This window comes from Bradyrhizobium sp. RD5-C2 (assembly GCF_019972155.1).
In the GTDB taxonomy this organism is placed as follows: Bacteria; Pseudomonadota; Alphaproteobacteria; order Rhizobiales; family Xanthobacteraceae; genus Bradyrhizobium.
Genome location: NZ_BOVL01000020.1, coordinates 445,359 through 464,283, shown reverse-complemented (window position 1 = coordinate 464,283; position 18,925 = coordinate 445,359). Strand labels below are relative to the sequence as shown.

Annotated in this window: 18 protein-coding genes; 13 read left to right on the top strand and 5 right to left on the bottom strand. The window is 65.0% G+C overall.

The features are described from left to right. Positions 1-205: 205 nt before the first annotated feature. Genes BraRD5C2_RS27055 through BraRD5C2_RS27040 form a run of 4 tightly spaced genes read right to left on the bottom strand, consistent with a single transcriptional unit; the run spans position 206 to position 4,920 of the window. Positions 206-919 (bottom strand): ABC transporter ATP-binding protein, encoded by a 714-nt coding sequence (locus tag BraRD5C2_RS27055; RefSeq protein ID WP_223973783.1) that lies wholly within the window; start codon positions 917-919, stop codon positions 206-208. Continuing rightward, positions 916-2,685, bottom strand: a complete 1,770-nt coding sequence (locus tag BraRD5C2_RS27050) for a branched-chain amino acid ABC transporter ATP-binding protein/permease (protein WP_223973774.1) — start codon at positions 2,683-2,685, stop codon at positions 916-918. The genes BraRD5C2_RS27055 and BraRD5C2_RS27050 overlap by 4 nt, the downstream gene beginning before the upstream one ends. Then, on the bottom strand, positions 2,682-3,725 hold the full coding sequence (locus BraRD5C2_RS27045) for a branched-chain amino acid ABC transporter permease (protein WP_223973772.1): 1,044 nt from the start codon (positions 3,723-3,725) through the stop codon (positions 2,682-2,684). The genes BraRD5C2_RS27050 and BraRD5C2_RS27045 overlap by 4 nt, the downstream gene beginning before the upstream one ends. A 43-nt stretch (positions 3,726-3,768) precedes the next feature. Next, a complete protein-coding gene (locus tag BraRD5C2_RS27040) occupies positions 3,769-4,920 on the bottom strand; it encodes an ABC transporter substrate-binding protein (protein WP_223973770.1) in 1,152 nt (383 codons plus the stop codon). A 662-nt stretch (positions 4,921-5,582) separates the two neighbouring features. Here BraRD5C2_RS27040 and BraRD5C2_RS27035 point away from each other — a divergent pair. The 5 genes from BraRD5C2_RS27035 (at position 5,583) to BraRD5C2_RS27015 (ending at position 10,914) form a co-directional block, all read left to right on the top strand. After that, positions 5,583-6,329: an aspartate/glutamate racemase family protein gene (locus tag BraRD5C2_RS27035; RefSeq protein ID WP_223973768.1), complete on the top strand. Its 747-nt coding sequence runs from the start codon at positions 5,583-5,585 to the stop codon at positions 6,327-6,329. Positions 6,330-6,465: 136 nt separating this feature from the next. Further along, positions 6,466-7,644, top strand: a complete 1,179-nt coding sequence (locus BraRD5C2_RS27030; protein WP_097672583.1) for a thiolase family protein — start codon at positions 6,466-6,468, stop codon at positions 7,642-7,644. Beyond that, positions 7,641-8,882 (top strand): SDR family NAD(P)-dependent oxidoreductase, encoded by a 1,242-nt coding sequence (locus BraRD5C2_RS27025; protein ID WP_223973766.1) that lies wholly within the window; start codon positions 7,641-7,643, stop codon positions 8,880-8,882. The genes BraRD5C2_RS27030 and BraRD5C2_RS27025 overlap by 4 nt, the downstream gene beginning before the upstream one ends. 34 nt (positions 8,883-8,916) lie before the next feature. Continuing rightward, a complete protein-coding gene (locus BraRD5C2_RS27020) occupies positions 8,917-9,699 on the top strand; it encodes a cyclase family protein (protein WP_223973757.1) in 783 nt (260 codons plus the stop codon). Positions 9,700-9,756: 57 nt separating this feature from the next. Beyond that, a complete protein-coding gene (locus BraRD5C2_RS27015; protein ID WP_223973748.1) occupies positions 9,757-10,914 on the top strand; it encodes an ABC transporter substrate-binding protein in 1,158 nt (385 codons plus the stop codon). Between the two features lie 56 nt (positions 10,915-10,970). Here the strand turns inward: BraRD5C2_RS27015 and BraRD5C2_RS27010 are convergent, their stop codons facing one another. Beyond that, positions 10,971-11,477 (bottom strand): MarR family winged helix-turn-helix transcriptional regulator, encoded by a 507-nt coding sequence (locus tag BraRD5C2_RS27010; protein WP_223973746.1) that lies wholly within the window; start codon positions 11,475-11,477, stop codon positions 10,971-10,973. A gap of 410 nt (positions 11,478-11,887) precedes the next feature. Between BraRD5C2_RS27010 and BraRD5C2_RS27005 the strand changes: the two genes are divergently transcribed. The 8 genes from BraRD5C2_RS27005 to BraRD5C2_RS26970 all read left to right on the top strand — a co-directional run bounded on the left by BraRD5C2_RS27005 (position 11,888) and on the right by BraRD5C2_RS26970 (position 18,725). Next, positions 11,888-12,676 (top strand): SDR family NAD(P)-dependent oxidoreductase, encoded by a 789-nt coding sequence (locus BraRD5C2_RS27005; protein ID WP_223973744.1) that lies wholly within the window; start codon positions 11,888-11,890, stop codon positions 12,674-12,676. A gap of 14 nt (positions 12,677-12,690) precedes the next feature. Then, on the top strand, positions 12,691-13,485 hold the full coding sequence (locus tag BraRD5C2_RS27000) for a MoaF C-terminal domain-containing protein (RefSeq protein ID WP_223973742.1): 795 nt from the start codon (positions 12,691-12,693) through the stop codon (positions 13,483-13,485). A 15-nt stretch (positions 13,486-13,500) separates the two neighbouring features. Next, complete coding sequence (locus BraRD5C2_RS26995) at positions 13,501-13,890, top strand: nuclear transport factor 2 family protein (protein WP_223973740.1); 390 nt, start codon at positions 13,501-13,503, stop codon at positions 13,888-13,890. Positions 13,891-14,131: 241 nt separating this feature from the next. Further along, positions 14,132-15,397, top strand: coding sequence for an ABC transporter substrate-binding protein (locus BraRD5C2_RS26990; RefSeq protein WP_212315255.1), 1,266 nt, complete (start codon positions 14,132-14,134; stop codon positions 15,395-15,397). Positions 15,398-15,400: 3 nt separating this feature from the next. Then, positions 15,401-16,264 (top strand): branched-chain amino acid ABC transporter permease, encoded by an 864-nt coding sequence (locus BraRD5C2_RS26985; protein ID WP_097672575.1) that lies wholly within the window; start codon positions 15,401-15,403, stop codon positions 16,262-16,264. Positions 16,265-16,270: 6 nt separating this feature from the next. Beyond that, entirely contained in the window at positions 16,271-17,302 is a 1,032-nt protein-coding gene (locus tag BraRD5C2_RS26980) for a branched-chain amino acid ABC transporter permease (RefSeq protein ID WP_223973738.1), read from the top strand. Continuing rightward, positions 17,299-18,018, top strand: a complete 720-nt coding sequence (locus BraRD5C2_RS26975) for an ABC transporter ATP-binding protein (protein WP_223973736.1) — start codon at positions 17,299-17,301, stop codon at positions 18,016-18,018. The genes BraRD5C2_RS26980 and BraRD5C2_RS26975 overlap by 4 nt, the downstream gene beginning before the upstream one ends. Then, positions 18,015-18,725: an ABC transporter ATP-binding protein gene (locus BraRD5C2_RS26970; RefSeq protein WP_223973734.1), complete on the top strand. Its 711-nt coding sequence runs from the start codon at positions 18,015-18,017 to the stop codon at positions 18,723-18,725. Before BraRD5C2_RS26975 ends, BraRD5C2_RS26970 begins: the two co-directional genes overlap by 4 nt. The last annotated feature ends 200 nt before the right edge of the window (positions 18,726-18,925 follow it).

Genomic DNA, 18,925 nt, shown 5'->3' with positions numbered 1-18,925 from the left:
TAATAGGTACAAGGCCTGGCGACCATGCCGCTGCGATGATGATATCGTGCCAGTGATTTGCCCGACGGCGCAAGCGACTTTTGGAAAATCAGCAGACATCGCACCGGCCCGGCAAGCCATTGATATGGCTGTTGCCGGCTACTGTGCATGGGGTTGTTTTCGATGTTTTTGTTGTGCGGCTCGCCGGGACCGATCCAAACCGGTCTCAGTGCCCGCCGAGATAGGCCGTGATCAGCCGGGGATCGTGGATCAGATCCTTGGCAGGGCCGGACTGCACGATCTCGCCGGTCTCCAGCACGTAGCCATAATCGGCGGTCTCGAGCGCGGCACGGGCGTTCTGCTCGACCAGCAGGATCGACACGCCGAGGTCGCGCAAGGACGCGATGGTGCGAAAGATCTCGCGCACGATCAGCGGCGCAAGACCGAGGCTGGGCTCATCGAGCATCAGCAGCGCGGGCTTGGCCATCAGCGCACGCCCCAGCGCGAGCATCTGGCGCTCGCCGCCGGACAGCGTGCCTGCGGCCTGGCGTTGTCGCTCCCTCAGCCGGGGGAAACGATCATAGACCTCATCCAGCGTCTTTCGGACACCGGAGCGGTCGCGCAGGCTGTAGGAGCCGAGCAGAAGGTTGTCGGCGACCGACATGTCGGAGAACAGCTCGCGCTTCTCCGGAACGAGGCAGAGCCTGCGCTCGACGCGATCCTCGACCGACATCTTACGGATATCGCTGCCGCGGAACGCCATGCGGCCACGTGATCCGAGCAGGCCGATGGCGGCCATCAGCAGCGTGGTCTTGCCGGCGCCGTTCGGGCCGATGACGGTGACGATCTGGCCCTCATCGACCGACAGCGAGACGTTGCGCACGGCCTCGACGTTGTCGTAGCACACGGTCACGTCGGTCATGGAGAACATCTCGCTCACGCGACGCCCCCGAGATAGGCCTCTTGCACCCGCTCATCGCTGCGGATCGCGCTCGGCACGCCCTCGCAAAGCTTGGAGCCGAAATCGAGCACCACGATGCGGTCGACCAGCGACATCACGAACTCCATATCGTGCTCGACGATCAGGATGGTCAGGTGATCTGCCCGCAGCGCGCGGAGCAGCTCCGCCAGTCTCAGCTTCTCCTGGCGGCGCAGGCCCGCCGCCGGCTCGTCGAGCACCAGCAGGGCGGGATCCGCGGCGAGCGCGCGGGCGATCTCGAGGATGCGCTGGTTGCCAAGCGGAAGATTGCCGGCGAGCTCGAACGGCTTGTCGCCGAGCCCGACGCGCTCGAGCTGCATCAGCGCCTCGTGCCGGGCGCTGGCTTCCTCGCGCTGATTGAGGCGAAAGGCGCCGGCGAACAGACCGGTGCGGGTTCGGCTGTAGGTGCCGAGCATGACGTTCTCAAGCAGGCTCATGCGCGGCCGCAGCTTCACATGCTGGAAGGTCCGGGCGACGCCGGCCTTGGCGATGCGGGATTGCGGATCGCGCGTGATCAGGCGGCCCGCAAAGACGATCTCGCCCTTGTTGACCCGCAGCGCGCCGGTCAGGCAGTTGAACATCGTGCTCTTGCCGGCGCCGTTCGGGCCGATCACGGCAAGTATCTCGCCGGACCTCACCTCGAAGCTGACATTGTTGACCGCGATGAGGCCGCCGAACCGGCGCTCGGCACCGTCGACCTTCAGGAGAAGCTCGCCCGGTGCCGGCTGCGGACGGCGCGGCAGTGGCGGCGCCGGCTGCGGCCGCTCGCGCCTGGTCTTCGGCAGATAGCGGGCAATGGAGGGGACGATGCCCTGCCGTGCCCATTGCAGGAACAGGATGAACAGCGCGGAGAAGGCGACGATCTCGAGCTGCCCGGATGCGCCCTTGGCGATCAGCGGCAGATAATCCTGCACGCTGTTCTTGAGCAGGGTCACGATGGCTGCGCCGACGACACCGCCGAGCAGGCTGCCCGCGCCGCCGACCATCGTCATCATCAGATATTCGATGCCCATGCTGGCATCGAACGGACCCGGGCTGATGAAGCGGCTCATATGCGCGTAAAGCCATCCGGAGAGCGAGGCCAGGAACGCCGCGATCACGAAGGTCACGAGCTTGATCCGGAAGGCGTTGATGCCGAGGCTCTCGACCAGCGTATTGCCGCCGCGCAGCGCGCGCATGGCGCGGCCGAGCCGCGAGTCCAGTAGATTGTAGCCGAGCAGGAGCACCAGGGCGACGATGCCCCAGATCAGATAATAGATCTGCGCGCTGGAGATGAGCGCAAACGAGCCAACGCTGATCGGCGGGATCGACGAGATGCCGTTGAAGCGGCCGAGCCCCTCGACATTGCCGAACAGGAAGCCGATCGCAAGGCCCCATGCGACGGTCGAGAGCGAAAGGAAATGGCCCTGCAGCCGCAAGGTGACGACGCCGAGGATGGCTGCGACGCCGCAGGTCAGCGCCACCCCGAACAGCAGGCCGAGCCAGGGCGATTGCCCGTTCAGGGCAGAGACCCACGCCGTCGCATAGGCGGCGATGCCGACGAACGCGGCCTGTCCGAACGACACGATGCCGCCGACGCCGGTGAGAAGCGCAAGGCCGATGGCGACCAGCGAATAGATGCCGATATAGTTCATCAGCGTCACGCTGAACGGGCTCAGCACGAGGGGCGCGAGCGCGAGGCACGCCAGTGCTGTTACTGCTGCGAGCTGAACATGCAGGCGCGTCATTCCTCGATCTCCTCCTCGGAATGCAGCGAGGCGAGGGATCGCCAGATCAGGACAGGGATCAGCAGCGAGAACACGATCACGTCCTTCAAGGCACTGCTCTGGAAGGATGCGAAGCTTTCGAGGATGCCGACCCCGACCGCGCCGATCGCGGCACCGGGATAGCTGGTCATGCCGCCGACGATGGCGCCGACGAATGCCTTGAGCCCGATCAGAAAGCCGGAATCGTAGAACACGGTATTCACCGGTGCGATCAGGATGCCGGATACGCCGGCCATCAGCGAGCCCAGGAGGTAGGCGATGGTGCCGGCCCGCGCCGGCCGGATCCCCATCAGCCGCGAGCCGGTCCGGTTCACCGCGGTGGCGCGGAGCGATTTGCCGACCAGTGTGAAGTCGAAGAAGAGATAGAGAAGTCCGCTGAAGACCAGCGCGGCGATCACGATCAGCATGGTCTGGCCCGAGATCAGGACGCCGGCGAACTCTGTTGAGAACGACGTCAGTGGTTCAGTCCGGACGCCTTCGGGGCCGAAGAACAGCAGGCCAAGGCCGACCAGTGCGAAATGCAGCGCCACGGAAACCGTCAGCAGCAGCAGCACTGTGCCATCGGCGATCGGGCGGAAGACGATCCGGTCAAGCAGAGGCGCGATCGGAGTGATCAGCATCAGCGCGAGCACGAGGCGGACCGCGAGCGGCGGGTCCATGCGCAGGGCGAGCCAGGCGATGCCGACCACTGTGAGTGGAAGGGCGAGATAGAACAGAAGCGCACGTGGCAGCAGGCGAGTGTCGCCATTGCGAATGAGCGAGATGATCTCGAACAGCGTCGCAAGGCACGCCAGCACCACGACCAGCGCGCCGGTTCCGGGAAAGCGCTTGGCATCGAGCGCCGCAAGCGTCAGCGCGGTAAAGGCGGCGATGTCGCCAAACGGAATGAAGATGACCCGCGTCACCGTGAAGATGAGCACGGTTCCGATCGCCACCAGCGCGTAGACCGCGCCGGTGGCGATCCCGTCGATCCCAAGGATGGCCGCGATATCGCTCGTCATTGAGACGCCGTTCCCCCGTTCTGATCGCCGGCCAACTTCCTGCTTACGGCGCGTACTTCCAGACACCGCCGGTCAGGCGGACCACCACCAGCGAGCGCTCGTCGACGCCGGTCACCGCACCGGGCTTGAAGTTGTAGACGGCATGCACGCCGGGCAGTTCCTTGGTGCTGAGGATGGCGTCCCGCAGCGCGGTGCGGAATTCCGTCGTGCCCGGCTTCGCGGTCTTGAGCGCCCGCTCGGCGGCGTTGGCAAAGATCAGCCAGGCATCGAACGAGTAAGCGGAGAATCCGTCGGTGGTCGGAATGTTGTGGGTCTTCTGATAGACCGCGCGGAAATCGAGCGCGATCTTCTTGGCAAAGTGGTCGTCCGGAAGCTGTTCGGCCACGATCACCGGGCCGGCGGAGACCTGAATGCCCTCGGCGGCCTTGCCACCGACCGTAACGAAGTCCGGATTGACCAGCGCCACGGTGCCGTAGGTATTGCCCTTGAAGCCGCGTTCGGACAGTGTGATGAGCGGCAACGCACCTTGCGTACCGGAGCCGCCGATCAGCACCGCATCGGGACGCGCGGCCATGACCTTGAGGATCTGCGCGGTCACCGAGGTATCGGTGCGGGCATAGCGCTCGTTGGTCTGCACCTTGATGTCGTCAGTGGGTTCGGCGGCCTTGGCGCCGTTGTAGACGAGGTCGCCCCACGCATCGGAGAAGCCGATATAGCCGATGTTCTTCATGCCGTCGCGCATCATCCGGTCGGCGACGATCTTGACGAGGAGCGAAGCCGGCTGCGGCACTGCGACGACCCATTGCTCCGGCGAGTCCGGAAGCTTGCCGACCGGTGAGATCGAGATCATCGGCACCTTCAATTCGCTGGCGACGGCGGCCATCGCGATGGTCGAGGGGGTCGTCGCGGTGCCGATCAGCAGATCGACCTTCTCTTCCTCGACGAGCTTGCGTGCGTTGCGCGTCGCAGCCGACGGATCGGAACCGTCGTCGAGCTGGATCAGGCGGATGGTCTCGCCGTTGATCGTCTTCTTGTATTCATAGGCGGCATTGATGCCGCGCCCATAGGGGATGCCGATCGACGCGCCGTTGCCGCTCAGCGAGGTGACGAAGCCGATCGTGATGTCGGCTTGCGCAGCCGGTGCCGCGAAGACGCCGGCGACAAGTGCGAGTAAGCCCAGGGTCTTCTGCCGCATTTGCGTTGTCCTCCGTTGATGCTGGGTACGAATGTCGGGCAGCCGGGCAGGAGCCCGCGCTGTGCACGAACCGGTTGAAGGCGTTGCTGCAGCGCCAGACGCCGGGCGCGGCGAGAGGGAAGTTCGCTTGGCCGGGGCGTCAGCGGCCATGGCGAGGTGTGCCGCTCGAAGAGCAGGCGAGCCTGCGGCAACCGGCGTGCATCTGTCGAAACGAAGGAAGGCGAATGCCGCAGCCGCGATGCGCGACCGGCGATGCTGCTGCCGGCCATTCCGGCCCGACGCTAGTCCACGCGATTGAGCTTCTCAAAATCGGTGCCCTGCAACATCATCGTCATGGCCACCGGCAGTGGCCGATGGTCGATTACTTAAAGCCTAAAGTATTCTCCGTGGCGTCGTCAACACATGTCACGGGGCTGTCAGAAAAAATGTTGCTGCATACAATTCTGTCAGAGTACGCCAATTCTATCATCTCTTCGTCCCCAAAAATGGGTCTTCTCGTCCTGATGGCGAGGGCCCCTTCGTGGGCTCCATCGCGCGCATTTGACGGGTCAATTAGTTTATGGTTGAAATATCTCCGTCGGCAGGCCGACGGCCGATGCTCCCGTCACCGTTTGAGGAGAAGGGCGATACGCATCTTCTGGCAGAGTTTCGTCGATGCGAGCGTGAACGCGCCCTATATGGCGCGGCTGTCGGAGTATCTCAACACGATCGCCGCGCCCGGCACGACGGTTCAGGTCGAGGGCATTTCGCCGCCGGATCGGGAGTTCGGCCGGCTTGCAGAATTGCGCTGCGCGGTTCAGGCGATCGACAACGGCATCGCGGCCGAGGAGAGCGGCTTCGACGCCTTCGTGATGGGCCACTTCCAGGATCCCGGTCTCTACGAACTCCGCGCGACGCTCGACATTCCGGTGATCGGGACCGGCGAGGCGACGCTGCTTGCGGCCTCGCAACTCGGCCGGCGCCTCGGGCTCGTGACGCTCGATCCGGTCTTCGAGGTCTGGCACTACGAGCAGGCCGAACGTTACGGCCTCGGTGATCGCGTCGTCCACGTGACCGGCCTCGGTTGCAAACCGGAGGATTTCGCTAGCGCATTCGCGGGCGATCAGGCGGCGCACGCGCGGATGATCGAGGATTTCATGGCCTGCGCCCTGCCGCTGGTGGAGCGCGGCGCCGACGTCGTGATCCCCGCCGGTGTGCTGCCGGGCCTCTTGATCGGGCGCGAGCATGGCCTGAAGGTCGGGCACGCGCCGGTCGTGAACTGCGCTGCGGTGGCGTTGAAGAGTGCCGAGATGTGGGTGCAACTGAGGCAGCTCAACGGCACCGAGCCAAGCCGCGGGCCGAGCTTCAAGCGAGCCAGTGCACAGGCACGTGACGATTTCCGGGCGATACTCGCGCGCAACAAGCGCTAGCGCCTGAACAGCCGCCCAGTTCTGGAGAGCCAGACGTGACGAGACCCGAGAAGGTGCCCCTGTTCGAATACGACTCGTGGCAGTATCGATGTGAAGCTGGAAATGACTTGAGACGGGCAGGCAAGGCAGGCGGCTGGTGAAGAATTCGTTGCGCACACCGTATGAAGGCATCGTGATGGCGGCTCCCGTCACGATCCCTTACGCGCGCTATTCGATCGAGAGCGCGCAATGGTGGATCGGCCGTGCGCTAAGCGCGCTGGTCGCGCGGGCCGGTATCAAGGCTTCCGACATCGACGGTCTGTGCGTCTCCAGCTTCACCATGGGGACCGACAGCGGGATCGGACTGACGCAGCATTTCGGGCTGTGCGTCAGATGGCTGGACACCATCCCGCTCGGCGGCGCCAGCGCCATCGCGGCCTTGCGCAAGGCGGCGCGCGCGGTGCAGGCGCACGATGCCGATATCGTCGCTTGCGTGGCCGGCGATACCAACCACGTCGATTCCTTCCGCCTGACGCTCGAGAATTTCTCGCGCTTCAACCAGGACGCGGTCTATCCTTATGGCGCAGGCGGCGCCAATGCGAGCTTCGCGCTGATCGCGCGCAACTACATGCGGACCTATGGCGTCACGCGCGAGGACGTCGGCAGGATCGCGGTCGCCCAGCGTGCCAACGCGCTACGCAATCCGCATGCGCTGATGAAGACGCCGCTGACAATCGAGCAGTATCTGGCGGCCCGTCCCATTTCCGACCCCATTCACCTGTTCGATTGCGTCATGCCGTGCGCCGGTGCCGAGGCCTTCCTTGTGATGCGGGACGAGACGGCGGCTTCGCTTGGCCTGCCGGCGGCGCGATTGCTGTCGACGATCGAGCGGCACAACGCCTTCGCCGACGATCCGATGCAGGTGCGCGGCGGCTGGGCAATGGATGTCGGCGAACTCTACGCGATGGCCGGTGTGAAGCCTGATGATCTCGATATCGTCCAGACCTACGATGACTATCCGGTCATCACGATGATGCAGTTCGAGGATCTCGGCTTCTGCAACAAGGGTGAGGGGGCGGCCTTCGTTCGTCAGCACGATCTGACGGTCGATGGCGACTTTCCGCACAACACCTCGGGCGGCCAGCTCTCGGCAGGGCAGGCCGGCGCCGCCGGCGCCTATCTCGGGCTCGTCGAAGGACTACGGCAGGTTCTGGGAGAAGCCGGTCCCACACAGGTGAAGGATGCAAAGCTCGGTTTGGCCTCGGGCTTCGGTATGATCAACTATGACCGCGGCCTGGCCTCGGGCGCCGTGATCTTTGCAGGGCCCGCGCGATGATCGATCCGATCGAGCCACCCCGGCGCAAGAACCCGCTGCTGCGGACGCGACTTCCGGCGTCGCCGCCGCGGGCGCGCAGCAGGACATCGCACGGGTTCACGCGCGCCGCCGCCGAAGGACGCTTCATGCTGCAGCGCTGCGAGGCCTGTGGCGCCTTTGCCTATCCGGCACGCGAGGCGTGCCCCGCCTGCCTGTCGGTCGATCTCGCGTTCGTCGATGCGCCGCGCCGCGGCGCGCTGCTGGCCGAGACGACGGCGCGGGTACCGAGCGACGTCTATTTCCGCGAGCGGGCGCCCTGGCGCATTGGTCTCGTCAAGATGGACTGCGGTCCGACGATGGTGGCGCATCTGCATGCCGACTGCGTCGAGGGCGCGCCCGTCCTGATGTCGTTTCAGCTCGACAAGAGCGGTCAGGCGGTGGCCTTTGCCCGCCCCGAGGGGGAGACTCCCAACATGGCAGACGACAGGCAGTGGCGGGAAATGACGGCTGATCCGAAATTCCGGCGTGTGCTCGTGACCAACGGCCGTAGCCTGATCGGCCAGGAGGCCGTTGCAGCGCTAAAGGCCGCCGGTGCGAAGACGGTGTTCGTCGGCGTTGCCGAACCGTGGCGGCCGTTTGCCGGCGAGCAATTGCTGCGCGGACAGCAGGGGATCGAACTCGTGACGCTCGACGCGTCCGACGAGAAATCTGTGACCGATCTTGCGGCGGACATCGGCGGCAAGGTCGATATCCTTGTCAACACCACGGAATATGTGCGGCCCGGCGGCCTGCTCGACCGCAGGGGCACGAGCATCGCGCGGGACGAGATCGACCAAGCCTATCTCGGCTTCATCAACCTCGCGCAGGCCTTCGGTCCGGCGATGCGGATGCGAGGTGCGGACGGCGTGAACAGCAGTGCCGCCTGGGTCAATATCCTGTCGGTCCATGCGCTGGCGAACTGGCCCGCATTTGGCGCCTACTCGGCATCGCAGGCCGCCTGCCTGTCGCTGTCGCATTGTCTGCGCGCGGAACTGCGGCCCGGCGGCGTCAAGGTGCTGAACCTGTTCACGGGGCCGGTCGACAACGAGTGGTTCCAGACCGTGCCGCCGCCCAAGGTCGCGCCGCGCGCTGTTGCACAGGCGATCATGTCCGGGCTCAGGGGCGGGCTCGAGGAGATGTATGTCGGAGACGTCGCCGAGGAAATCAGGCAGCGTCTTGCCGCCAATCCGAAAGCGGTCGAGCGCGAGCTCGACAAATAAGATCAGGATTTCAACCAAGCGGGAGGACGTGACGATGCAAAGCAAGAATCTCCTGGAGCTCGCAGGTGCGGTCTCGTCCGGCGCGGTGCGCGTCGTCGATCTGACCTTCACGCTCAGTCCGGATTTTCCGGTCATCGTGCTGCCGCCGGAATTTGGCCAGGCAGCTCCGGTCCGGATCCAGGAGATTTCGCGCTATGATGGTCGCGGTCCGGCCTGGTACTGGAACAACGTGACCTTCGGCGAGCACACCGGCACGCATTTCGATGCGCCGATTCACTGGTTCACCGGCAAGGATCTGCCGAACAATTCCGTCGACACCATGCCTGCCAAGGACATGATCGCTCCGGCGTGCGTCATCGACTGCTCGGCTGGCGCAGCGCAGGATCCGGATTTCCTGCTGACCGTTCCGCTGGTCGAAGCCTGGGAGGCCAAGCACGGGCGGATTCCCGAGCGGCACTGGGTTCTGCTGCGGACCGACTGGTCGAAGAAGGGCTGGCGCGACTACGCCAACCTCAGGGACGACGGCGCACACACGCCGGGCCCGAACGCGGCTGTCATGAAATGGCTGGTGGAGCAGCGCGGCATCATCGGCTTCGGCACTGAGACGATCGGCACCGACGCGGGGCAGGCCGGCCATTTCGAGCCGCCTTATCCGGCGCATCACTTCCTGCATGGCGCCGGCCGCTATGGCCTTCAGTGTCTCTGCAACCTCGATGAGCTTCCCGCCACCGGCGCCGTCATTGTGGCTTCGCCCTTGAAGATCCAGAACGGCTCCGGCAGCCCGCTGCGCGTGATCGCGTTGGTTTCGGCGAACTGAAACGAGCGGATGGCGCTTGCCCGACAGAAGAAACGCAAATCAACAAGGACAGGTGCCATGATCTCGATGAAGACGCTGCTGGCTTCGGCCGCGCTGCTTGTTGCCGTTCCGCAGGTCGGGCAGGCGGAGATCCTGGTCGGATTTGTCACCGGCCTCAGCGGGCCGGTGTCGTCGATCGGGATTCCGAACGCAAAGGGATTGGCGGCCGGCGAGGCCTATATCGGCGAAGTCGGCGGTGAGAAGCTCCGCGTCATCCAACTCGACGACGCTTCCGATCCGACGGCGTCGGCGCGCAATGCGCGCAAGCTCGTCGAGCAGGAGAAGGTCGACATTCTGATCGGCACCTCGGGGGCGCCGCAGACGCTGGCGATGGCGACGGCCGCGATCGAAATGAAGATTCCAATGATCGCGGTGTCGCCGATCGCGCCGGTGCCGCCGGGCGATGGCGGGCCCTGGGTCGTGCAGACGCCGCAACCGACGCCGCTTCTGGTTCAGGGCATCGTCGACCACATGAAGACGCGCGGGTTGAAGACCGTCGCGTTCATCGGCTTCTCCGATGCCTTCGGCGACCTCATGTACGATTCGCTGTCGCAAAGCGCCAAGGCGGCCGACATCAAGGTGATCGCCAACGAACGATACGCTAGGTCGGATTCATCGGTGACCGCCCAGGTGCTGCGCGCGTCGGCGGCGCACCCCGACGCGATCATGCTCGGCGGCACGGGAACGCCGGGTGCGCTGCCGGTGATCGCCTTGTCGGAGCGTGGCTACAAGGGACCGCTCTATGGCAACCACGGACTCATCAGCGCCGATTTCCTGCGGCTGGCCGGCAAGACGGCCAACGGAATCATCTGCCCGACCGGGCCGGTGACCGCGGCCGAGCAGCTTCCAGCCAGCAATCCGATCCAGAAGGTTGCCTTGGCGTTCCGCACGGCCTTCGAGAAGGCGAATGGCGAGGCGCCGACCGACTCGTTCTCATCCTACTCGTTCGACGGCTGGCTGGTGTTCGTCGATGCGGCCAAGCGCGCGCTGGCGACCGGCGCCAAGCCGGGCTCGCCGGAATTCCGCGTAGCGCTTCGCGAGGCGCTGTTCACCACCAAGGAGCTGGTCGGGACGCAGGGCGTCTACACCTACACGCCGGCGGATCGGCACGGCGTCGATGCGCGCGCGCGGATCCTGGTTCAGATCGAGGACGGGAAGTACAAGCTGCTGCCTTGATTGGGCGGCGAGGTTGCATCGGAGTGCGATGCGCAGCTCCCTGATGCCGACGTCAGCTATGGCTTCTGCATCGCGTCCCTGACGATGCCTTTGAGCTCGTCGAGCTCGCTGGTCAATCCATCGAGCCGGTCAGCCGGGAATCCCGCAAGTAACTCCGCCAGCCATGAGCCATGGCTCTTGGCCATGCGTCTGAAGGCCTTTCGGCCCTCGACGGTCATGCAAACGATCTGCACGCGCCGATCGAGGTTAGAGGGTGTGCGGGTGATGTAGCCGTCCTCGACCAGACGATCGACGATGGGTGTGAGGTTTCCGGCGGAGACCATCAGGCGCTTCGGCAGCTCTCCCAGCACCAGTCCACTCGGCTCGCGGTCAAGCTGGGCCAGAACGTCGAAGCGCGGCATCGTGAAATCGAATTCCTCGCGGAACCGGCGCCGCAGCTCGCCCTCGATCAGGGTCGTGCAGGCAAGCAGCCGAAGCCAAAGCCGTGTCTGAGCCCGGTACTCGGCCTCCTGATCGACCCCGCTCTTGGGCGAAACAGGTGGAGACTCCTTCGCGACTGCCAAATCAAATCTCCTGCGGCATCCGGTCCGTTGAAGGCGCCGACCTCAATGTCGCATACAAGATAGTTCGTACCAAAAGTAAATTCAAGGCTCGTTCAAGGCGCGGCGATCCCGCTCGCCGATGCAGCTGAAATTTGCGGAGCTTGGCGCGCCGAACGGCGATCTTCGCGGGTTTCCAACGAGCGCCTTGGCGATCCTTTCGTTAGCGGAGATACTTTATACTTAAAATAAGTGAGAAGCGGCCGAGTTGCGTGCGGAACAGGCGCACGCGCCCGCGTCCTAGCGTGGCTGCGCTTGAGTCCAAGACGAGTTTGGTCCGGTCGGTCTATCTGATGGCAACGAAACGTCGCCGGGTAGCAGTTTGTCGTCCGGCTCGACGAAAACGCGGGCGGCATCGGGGGCGAAGCGAACATATGCGATTCAGCGGACGAACGGCCTTGGTCACGGGTGGTGGCACCGGAATAGGGGCGGCCGTTGCGCGGCGCCTTGCGTCGGAGGGCGCCAATGTTGCCGTCATGGGGCGGCGGCGGGAGCCGCTGCAGGCGTTGGCTGACGAGACCGGTTGCTTCGTGATGCAGGCGGACGCTGCCGACAGCGCCGCCGTACGGGCAGCCTTGACGGAGATCCACGGCAAGTTCGGCAAGGTGGACATCCTGATCGCCAATGCCGGAGGCCACGGCGTCGGTCCGACAATCTCGATGACCGATGAGACATGGTCGCTGGCGACCCGGCTCAACCTTGACACCGCCTTTGTCTGCGCCCGCGAAAGCCTCCCCGATCTGATCGCGCAGAAAGGCGCCGTCGTGGTTGTTGCCTCGATCGCCGGCCTGTTCGCGGGCCCCGATGCGGCCGGCTATGTAACGATGAAGCATGCCTGCATCGGCTTCGGCAAATCGCTGGCGCGCGACTACGGCCGCAAGGGCGTGCGGACCAATATCGTATGTCCCGGCTGGGTCGCGACCGCGATGGCCGACGAGCAGATGCAAGTCATCGTCGAGAAGCACGGGCTGCATTCGATCGAGGAAGCCTACCGGCTGGTGACCAAGGATGTACCGCTCGGCCGCCCGGCAACATCGGAGGAGGTCGCCAACGTCATCTGCTTCCTCGTCTCGGATGAAGCGTCGGCGATGAATGGTTCGATCCTGACCGTTGATGGCGGGGCGGGTGTGGTCGACTTGCCGACATTGGCATTCGTCGAGTGAGCGGGAGACAAAAGATGCAAGGCAACGACAGACCCGCTGACTGGAAGAATTTCGATGACTTCGCCGCGGGCATTGCAACCAACCGGCTGCCGACCACGGACGCGCTCGCTGGCCAGAGCCTGAAGATCACGCTGAAGGATGGCCGCGCGATCGCCTTGGCCTTTGCCTCGGCCGATCGGCTCGAATGGCGCGAGGGCGATGCGACCGGCGCCGACTGGTACGAGGCAATCAACGTGGCGCCCGACGTGGTCTTCATCAACGTCACCTTTGCTGCGCGTGCGACCGAGGACGAAGCGTTCATCGTCAATACCAGGACCCGCCGCGTGCTGTCGGTCCGCGAGCGCGTCCGTGCCGCGGGCGAAGCTCCCGGCGAACCGCGGGTTGCGCAGATCTACACCTCCGGTGTCGTCGGCGATCCCGCAATTCCGCCCACGGGTTTCGAACCGGCGCCATCGCGGGACCTGGTCGGGATGACGGCCCATTATGACTACAGCCCGCAGCACCTCTACGAGCACGTCTATCTCAGCTCGCAGCGCTATGCCTGGCAGAATCTGGTCGGCGTCCAGCGCGGCCATGGCGACGTCGACCTGACGACGACCTACAAATTCGATCACAACCAATACGTCTTCGGATTCCGCGAGTTCATCATCCCGGTCGCGTCGATCTTCTTCTACGACTGGAATGCGATGCGATCGACCGGGAAATTCCTCGGCGTGACCAGTGAGGGCCGGGTCGAGAACAAGCCGGCCGGCGCCTTCATCACCATCAAGTCCAGAACCAGCTACGACCCCGGCAAGGAGCCGGTGTAATCAGGGAGCAGCGACGTGAGCCGGAACTACGACGCGATCAAGGCGCATTATGCCGGATCGAATATCGGTGATCTCGTTGCCATGATGGCGCCGATCACCGGCGAGACCAGGTGGACCGAGATGGCGGGTTTTCCCTACGCGGGAACCTATGTCGGCGCGGACGCCATCATCGCCGGCGTGTTCAAGCGCATTGCCGAGGAGTGGACCGGCTACACGTTCACGCTCGAACGATTGATTGACGGCGGCACTACGATCGTCGGGATCGGGACCTATTCCGGGCACTACAAGCCGACCGGCAAGGCAATGCGCGCGCGCGTCGTGCACGTCTGGGACGTGGACGAGGGGCGGGTGGTGCGCTTCGAGCAATTCACTGACACAAGGCTCGTCGCTGACGCGATGAGGTGACGGGGGCGACCGCGTGCGCCGGGGCTGGGGGGCATTGGCGCACGCGGGCTTCGGGCACACACATTGCTCGTTTGTGTCCTAGGCCGATTGCGTCCGAGTCCAAGACGCGCCGGATCGCGCCTGCCTAGTATCAAGATCAATTCGGCCGAACAACGCGCCGCTATTGCATTGCACGACGCGCAAGGGGAAGCGCGGCGGAACAACGAAACCCACGCGACATCTGGGGTATGGAGGGGAACGCATGAAATCGAGACAGACGATTCTGGCTGCCGTCATCGCAATGCTCGCGGTCTGCATCGGCAGCGCTGCCTACGCGGCTGATCCGAAGTGCGGTGCCAACACCGGCAAGGCGGCGACCGGCGAGCCGATCGTCGTCGGCGGCATCGTCAGCATCACCGGGCCGGACAATTTCAGCTCGTCGGGGCTGGCCGCGGCCGCTTATTTCAAGTGTCTGAACGCCAATGGCGGCGTGAATGGCCGCCCGGTCAAATATCTGCTCGAGGACGACGCCTGGAACCCGGAGCAGTCGTCGCAGGTCGCGGCGAAGCTGATCCGCGACCAGAAGGCGGTCGCGCTGGTCGGCAACATGAGCTTCGTGGATTGCGGCGCCAATCAGGGGATCTACGAGAAGGAAGACATCATGGTGATCGCCGGCGTCGGCGTGCCGCGCGATTGCTTCTTCCAGAAGAACTATGCGCCGACCAATGCCGGCCCGCGCGTCAGCAACACCAAGGCCGTGATGGATGTCGCGCGGACCTATCCCGGCAAGATCAAGCGCGTGGTGTGCATCGCGCCGAACATTCCCAATGTCGGCGAGTGGTCCTGCACCGGCGCGGTCGCCTGGATCAAGAAGCAGGGTGGCGACGGCAAGATCATCGCGTTCGATCCCGGCTCGCTCGATGCGACCTCGATCGTGCTCGAAGCGATGGCATTCAAGCCTGACGTGATCAGCGTCGGTACACCCAAGGGGCTGGCGGTTCCGATCTTCGCTGCGGCGGAAGAGCAGGGGCTGGCCGACAAGGTGCATTTCGCGGGTCCGGCGTCGCTCTATAATCCGGACTTCCCGCACGCGATCGGCAAGTACTGGGACGGCAAGGTCACGGTCGACATGGAGCTGAATGCTGCCACTGCCGGGACGCCGGATACGCAGAACTGGCTCGCGGTGCTGGACAAGTATGGCCAGGCATCCGATCCGAGGGATACTTTCTCGCAGGCCGGTTACCTCGCCGCACGCGTCACGGCGGAAACCCTGCTGAAGATGGATCCGGCCAAGATCGACCGCGCCTCGGTGACGGCTGCGCTGCGCAACGTCAACCGGTTCGAGAGCGATATGTTCTGCTCGCCCTGGTACATCGGCTCGGGACCGCGTCACAACGCCAACCACGCTGGTCCGGTGTCGCAGGTCAAGGACGGCAAGCTGGTGCCGAAGCCGGTTTGCATCGAGTCGGAAGATCCCGAGCTCGACGACGTGCACGCCTTCGAGAAGACGATCGGCATCGCGAAATAGACAATGCCCGATTTCACGCCCTTTCTCGTTGCGGGCCTCGCGACGGCCGCCACCTACGTACTCTCCGGTGTCGGCATCGTGGTGCTCTACCGGGCATCCGGCGTGGTCAATTTTGCCCAGGGCGCCGTCGGCGCCCTGGCAGCCTTTATCTCCTGGTCGATCGTTGAGCGCGGCGGTCCGGCCGAATGGTCGTGGATCGGCGGGATCGCCGCCGCGGTCGCCGTATCATTCCTCTACGGCCGTGTGATCGCACCCCGGCTCGCCTATTCGGATCCGATCATGCGCGCCGTTGCGACGCTCAGCTTCGCACTCATTCTGTTGGGGTTCATGGGATATGTCTGGGGCGAGGCGCCGCGCCGGCTTCGGCTGCCGACCGACACGATGAGCTTCGACCTGATGGGCGTTCGCGTCACCATGACGCGCGCGGTCGCTTTCGCTCTCGGCTTGCTGGTCACCTGCGCGGTGATGGCATTTCTGTCCTATAGCCGCGTCGGCCTTCAGATGCGGGCGCTGGCCAGCAGCCGCGAGCTCAGCGCGATGCTTGGCGTTCGCGTATTCCGCGTCGATGGCTGGGCCTGGGTGATCTCGGGCGCGCTGGCCGGCGTCAGCGGCGTGCTGCTCGCCGATCTGCAGCGGCTGAGCGGCCAGGCGCTGACATTCGCCGTCATTCCGGCGATCGCCGCAGCGGTGGTCGGGCGTTTCGCGTCGCTACCGGCGACCGTTGCGGGGGGCCTTGCGATCGGCGTCTGCGAGGCGCTGCTGACGCCGGTGCCGATCGTCGGCCCGTTCCGGACCGCGGTGCCGTTTCTGTTCGCGGTCGGCGCGCTGCTGTGGATGCAGCGCAAGGTCGTCTTCGTGTACAGGTGAGCTGACGTGACCGATCAAAGCCTGGAGGGAGCCCCGCCCATTCGTGCCGCCAGATTGCCGCTTCGCGGGATCGCCCTCGGCGTGGCCGCGCTGATCGCCCTTTATGTGATACCGGACGCGCTGAGCAATTATTGGCTGCGCACGTTTATCTCCGCTGCGGCGCTGACGATCGCGAGCCTCAGCGTCAGCGTGTTGTTCGCGCAGGTCGGCATGGTGTCGCTGGCGCAGTTCGGCCTGCTTGGCGTCGGCGGCTGGTTCGCGCTGCGCATCTCCCATGGCCTCGGGGTGCCGTTCGAGATCGCGCTGCTCTGCGCGGGTGTCTCGGCGGCGCTGGTCGGGTTGATCGTCGGGCTGCCGGCGCTGCGCATGCGCGGGCTTTATCTGGCGATCATCACCCTGATGATGGCGGGCGCAATCCAGGTGTTGATCAGCGCGTTCGGCTTTCCGGACGGCGGACCCGGCATCCTCGGCAAGAGCACCGGCGCGCGGCTGATGATGGCGCGCCCGCTCATCGCGCAGAGCGATGAAGCCTATCTGCGTTACGCGATCGTCGTCACAGCGGTATGCTATCTGCTGGTGCTGGCCCATGTTCGCGGGCGGCCGGGCCGCGCCTGGGCCATGATCCGCCGCAGCGAGGTCTGCGCGCTCGCCGGCGGCGTCGACATCGTGGCCTACAAGGTGTGGGCCTTCGCGCTGGCCGGTTTCCTCGCCGGCGTCGCGGGAGCGGTGCTTGCCGGCGGCGTCGGGCAGCTCGACGGCAGTGCGTTTCCGGCGAGCCAATCGATCATGCTGTTCGCACTGACGATCGTCGGCGGCGCGTATTCCTGGTTCGGCCCGATCATCGCCGGGCTGATGCTGCGGGCCTTTCCGGCGTTGCTCAACGATTTCCGCGTCGACGGCAATATCGCGACCATGGTGTTCGGCATTGGACTGCTGCACGCCTTGATCACTGCGCCGCACGGCATCGCCGGCCAACTGTCTGACCTGACCGGGCGCCTGCGCCGGGCCTTGAGTGGCGAACGAAAGGCCGGTCCATGATCGAGATCGACGATCTGACGGTGCAATTCGGCGGCGTGCGTGGCTTGAGCGAGCTGACGGCACGTCTGCCCGAACCGGTCACCGGCCTGGTCGGACCGAACGGCGCCGGCAAGACGACGCTGATCAATGTCTTGTCCGGATTTGTGCGCCCCACCACGGGACGGGTCGGCATCGACGGCCAGGATTTGAGCGACATTGCGATTCACAAGCGGGCCGCGTTTGGGATTCGCCGCACGTTCCAGAATGAGCAGGTGGTCGAGAACCTGACCGCGGCCGACAACATCCATGCCATTCTCGACAATGTGCCGACCGATGGGCAGCCGCGCGCCGCACTGATTGCGCAAGCGCTGGAGTTCGTCGGCCTTGCCGCCAAGGGCAACGTGCTCGGTCGCGACCTCAACGCCTATCAGCGGCGGATGCTGGAGATCGCCCGCGCCATGGTCGGCCGCCCGCGGCTGATCATGATGGACGAACCGGGCGCGGGCCTCGCCCAGCATGAGAGCGAGCATCTGCGCGACGTCATCAGGCAGCTTCACGGCCATTGCGGGGCGCAGGTGCTGCTGGTCGATCACGACGTCGATTTGATTTCGGCAACCTGCACGGCAACGCTGGTGCTCGATTTCGGCTCCGCGATCGCCTATGGGGCGACGGCAAGCGTGCTGGCCGAGCCGAAGGTCCGTGCGGCCTATCTCGGTGTGTTGGAGGACGCGACGTGAGCACAGGCCTTGTAGTGCAGGGCCTCGATCTCGCCCGCAGCGGCAAGGCCGTCCTGCACGGCGTCGATCTGTCGCTCGCGCCCGGACGGATCACCGCGTTGCTGGGCGCCAACGGCGCCGGCAAGAGCAGTCTTGTGTTGGCGATCGCCGGCGCGCTTCCGGCGACCTCCGGCGAGATCACCCTCGACGGCCGCTCGATCAGGGGCTTGCGGCCGGCGGCCATTCGCGCGAGCGGGCTCGCCGCGGTCCCTGAAGGACACCAAGTCCTGAACGAGCTGAGCGTCGAGGATAATCTCAAGGTCGCCGGCAGCCATCTGTCGCGCGCCGAGATGAGATCGGCGATCGATGTTGCGCTCGGCACCTTTCCCGAATTGCGTGAGCGCCTTCAGGCCAGGTCAGGCAATCTGTCCGGGGGACAGCAGCAGATGGTGGCGCTTGCGCAGGCGATCATTGCCAAGCCACGCTATCTGCTCGCCGACGAGTTGTCGTTCGGTCTCGCCCCCGTTGTCGTTGCCCGCCTGGTGCCGGTATTGCAGGACCTGGCCGCGCAAGGGGTCGGCGTGCTGCTGATCGAGCAGTTCACGCACATCGCCCTCAAGATCGCCCATGCGGTCTATGTCATGGAACGCGGCAGGATCTGCTTTTCCGGTGAGCCGCGGCAATTGATCGACAATCCCGCCATCCTGCACAGCGCCTATCTCGCATGAGCAAGCCGTCGCTGCGCGACCGCTGGTCGCGGCGCCGTGCCCGCCCTCCCTGCCGGAAAGGCGTTGACACGGCAAAGGAGGTGCTTAACATGTTATCAAAAGCGCCGCCCGACGGCGTTTCCCAGGGAGGAGCGCATGCAGCTCCAGGAGTTTAGCAGCTGGACTCCCGAAGTCTGGGGACAGCCGCCTTTGGAGGAATG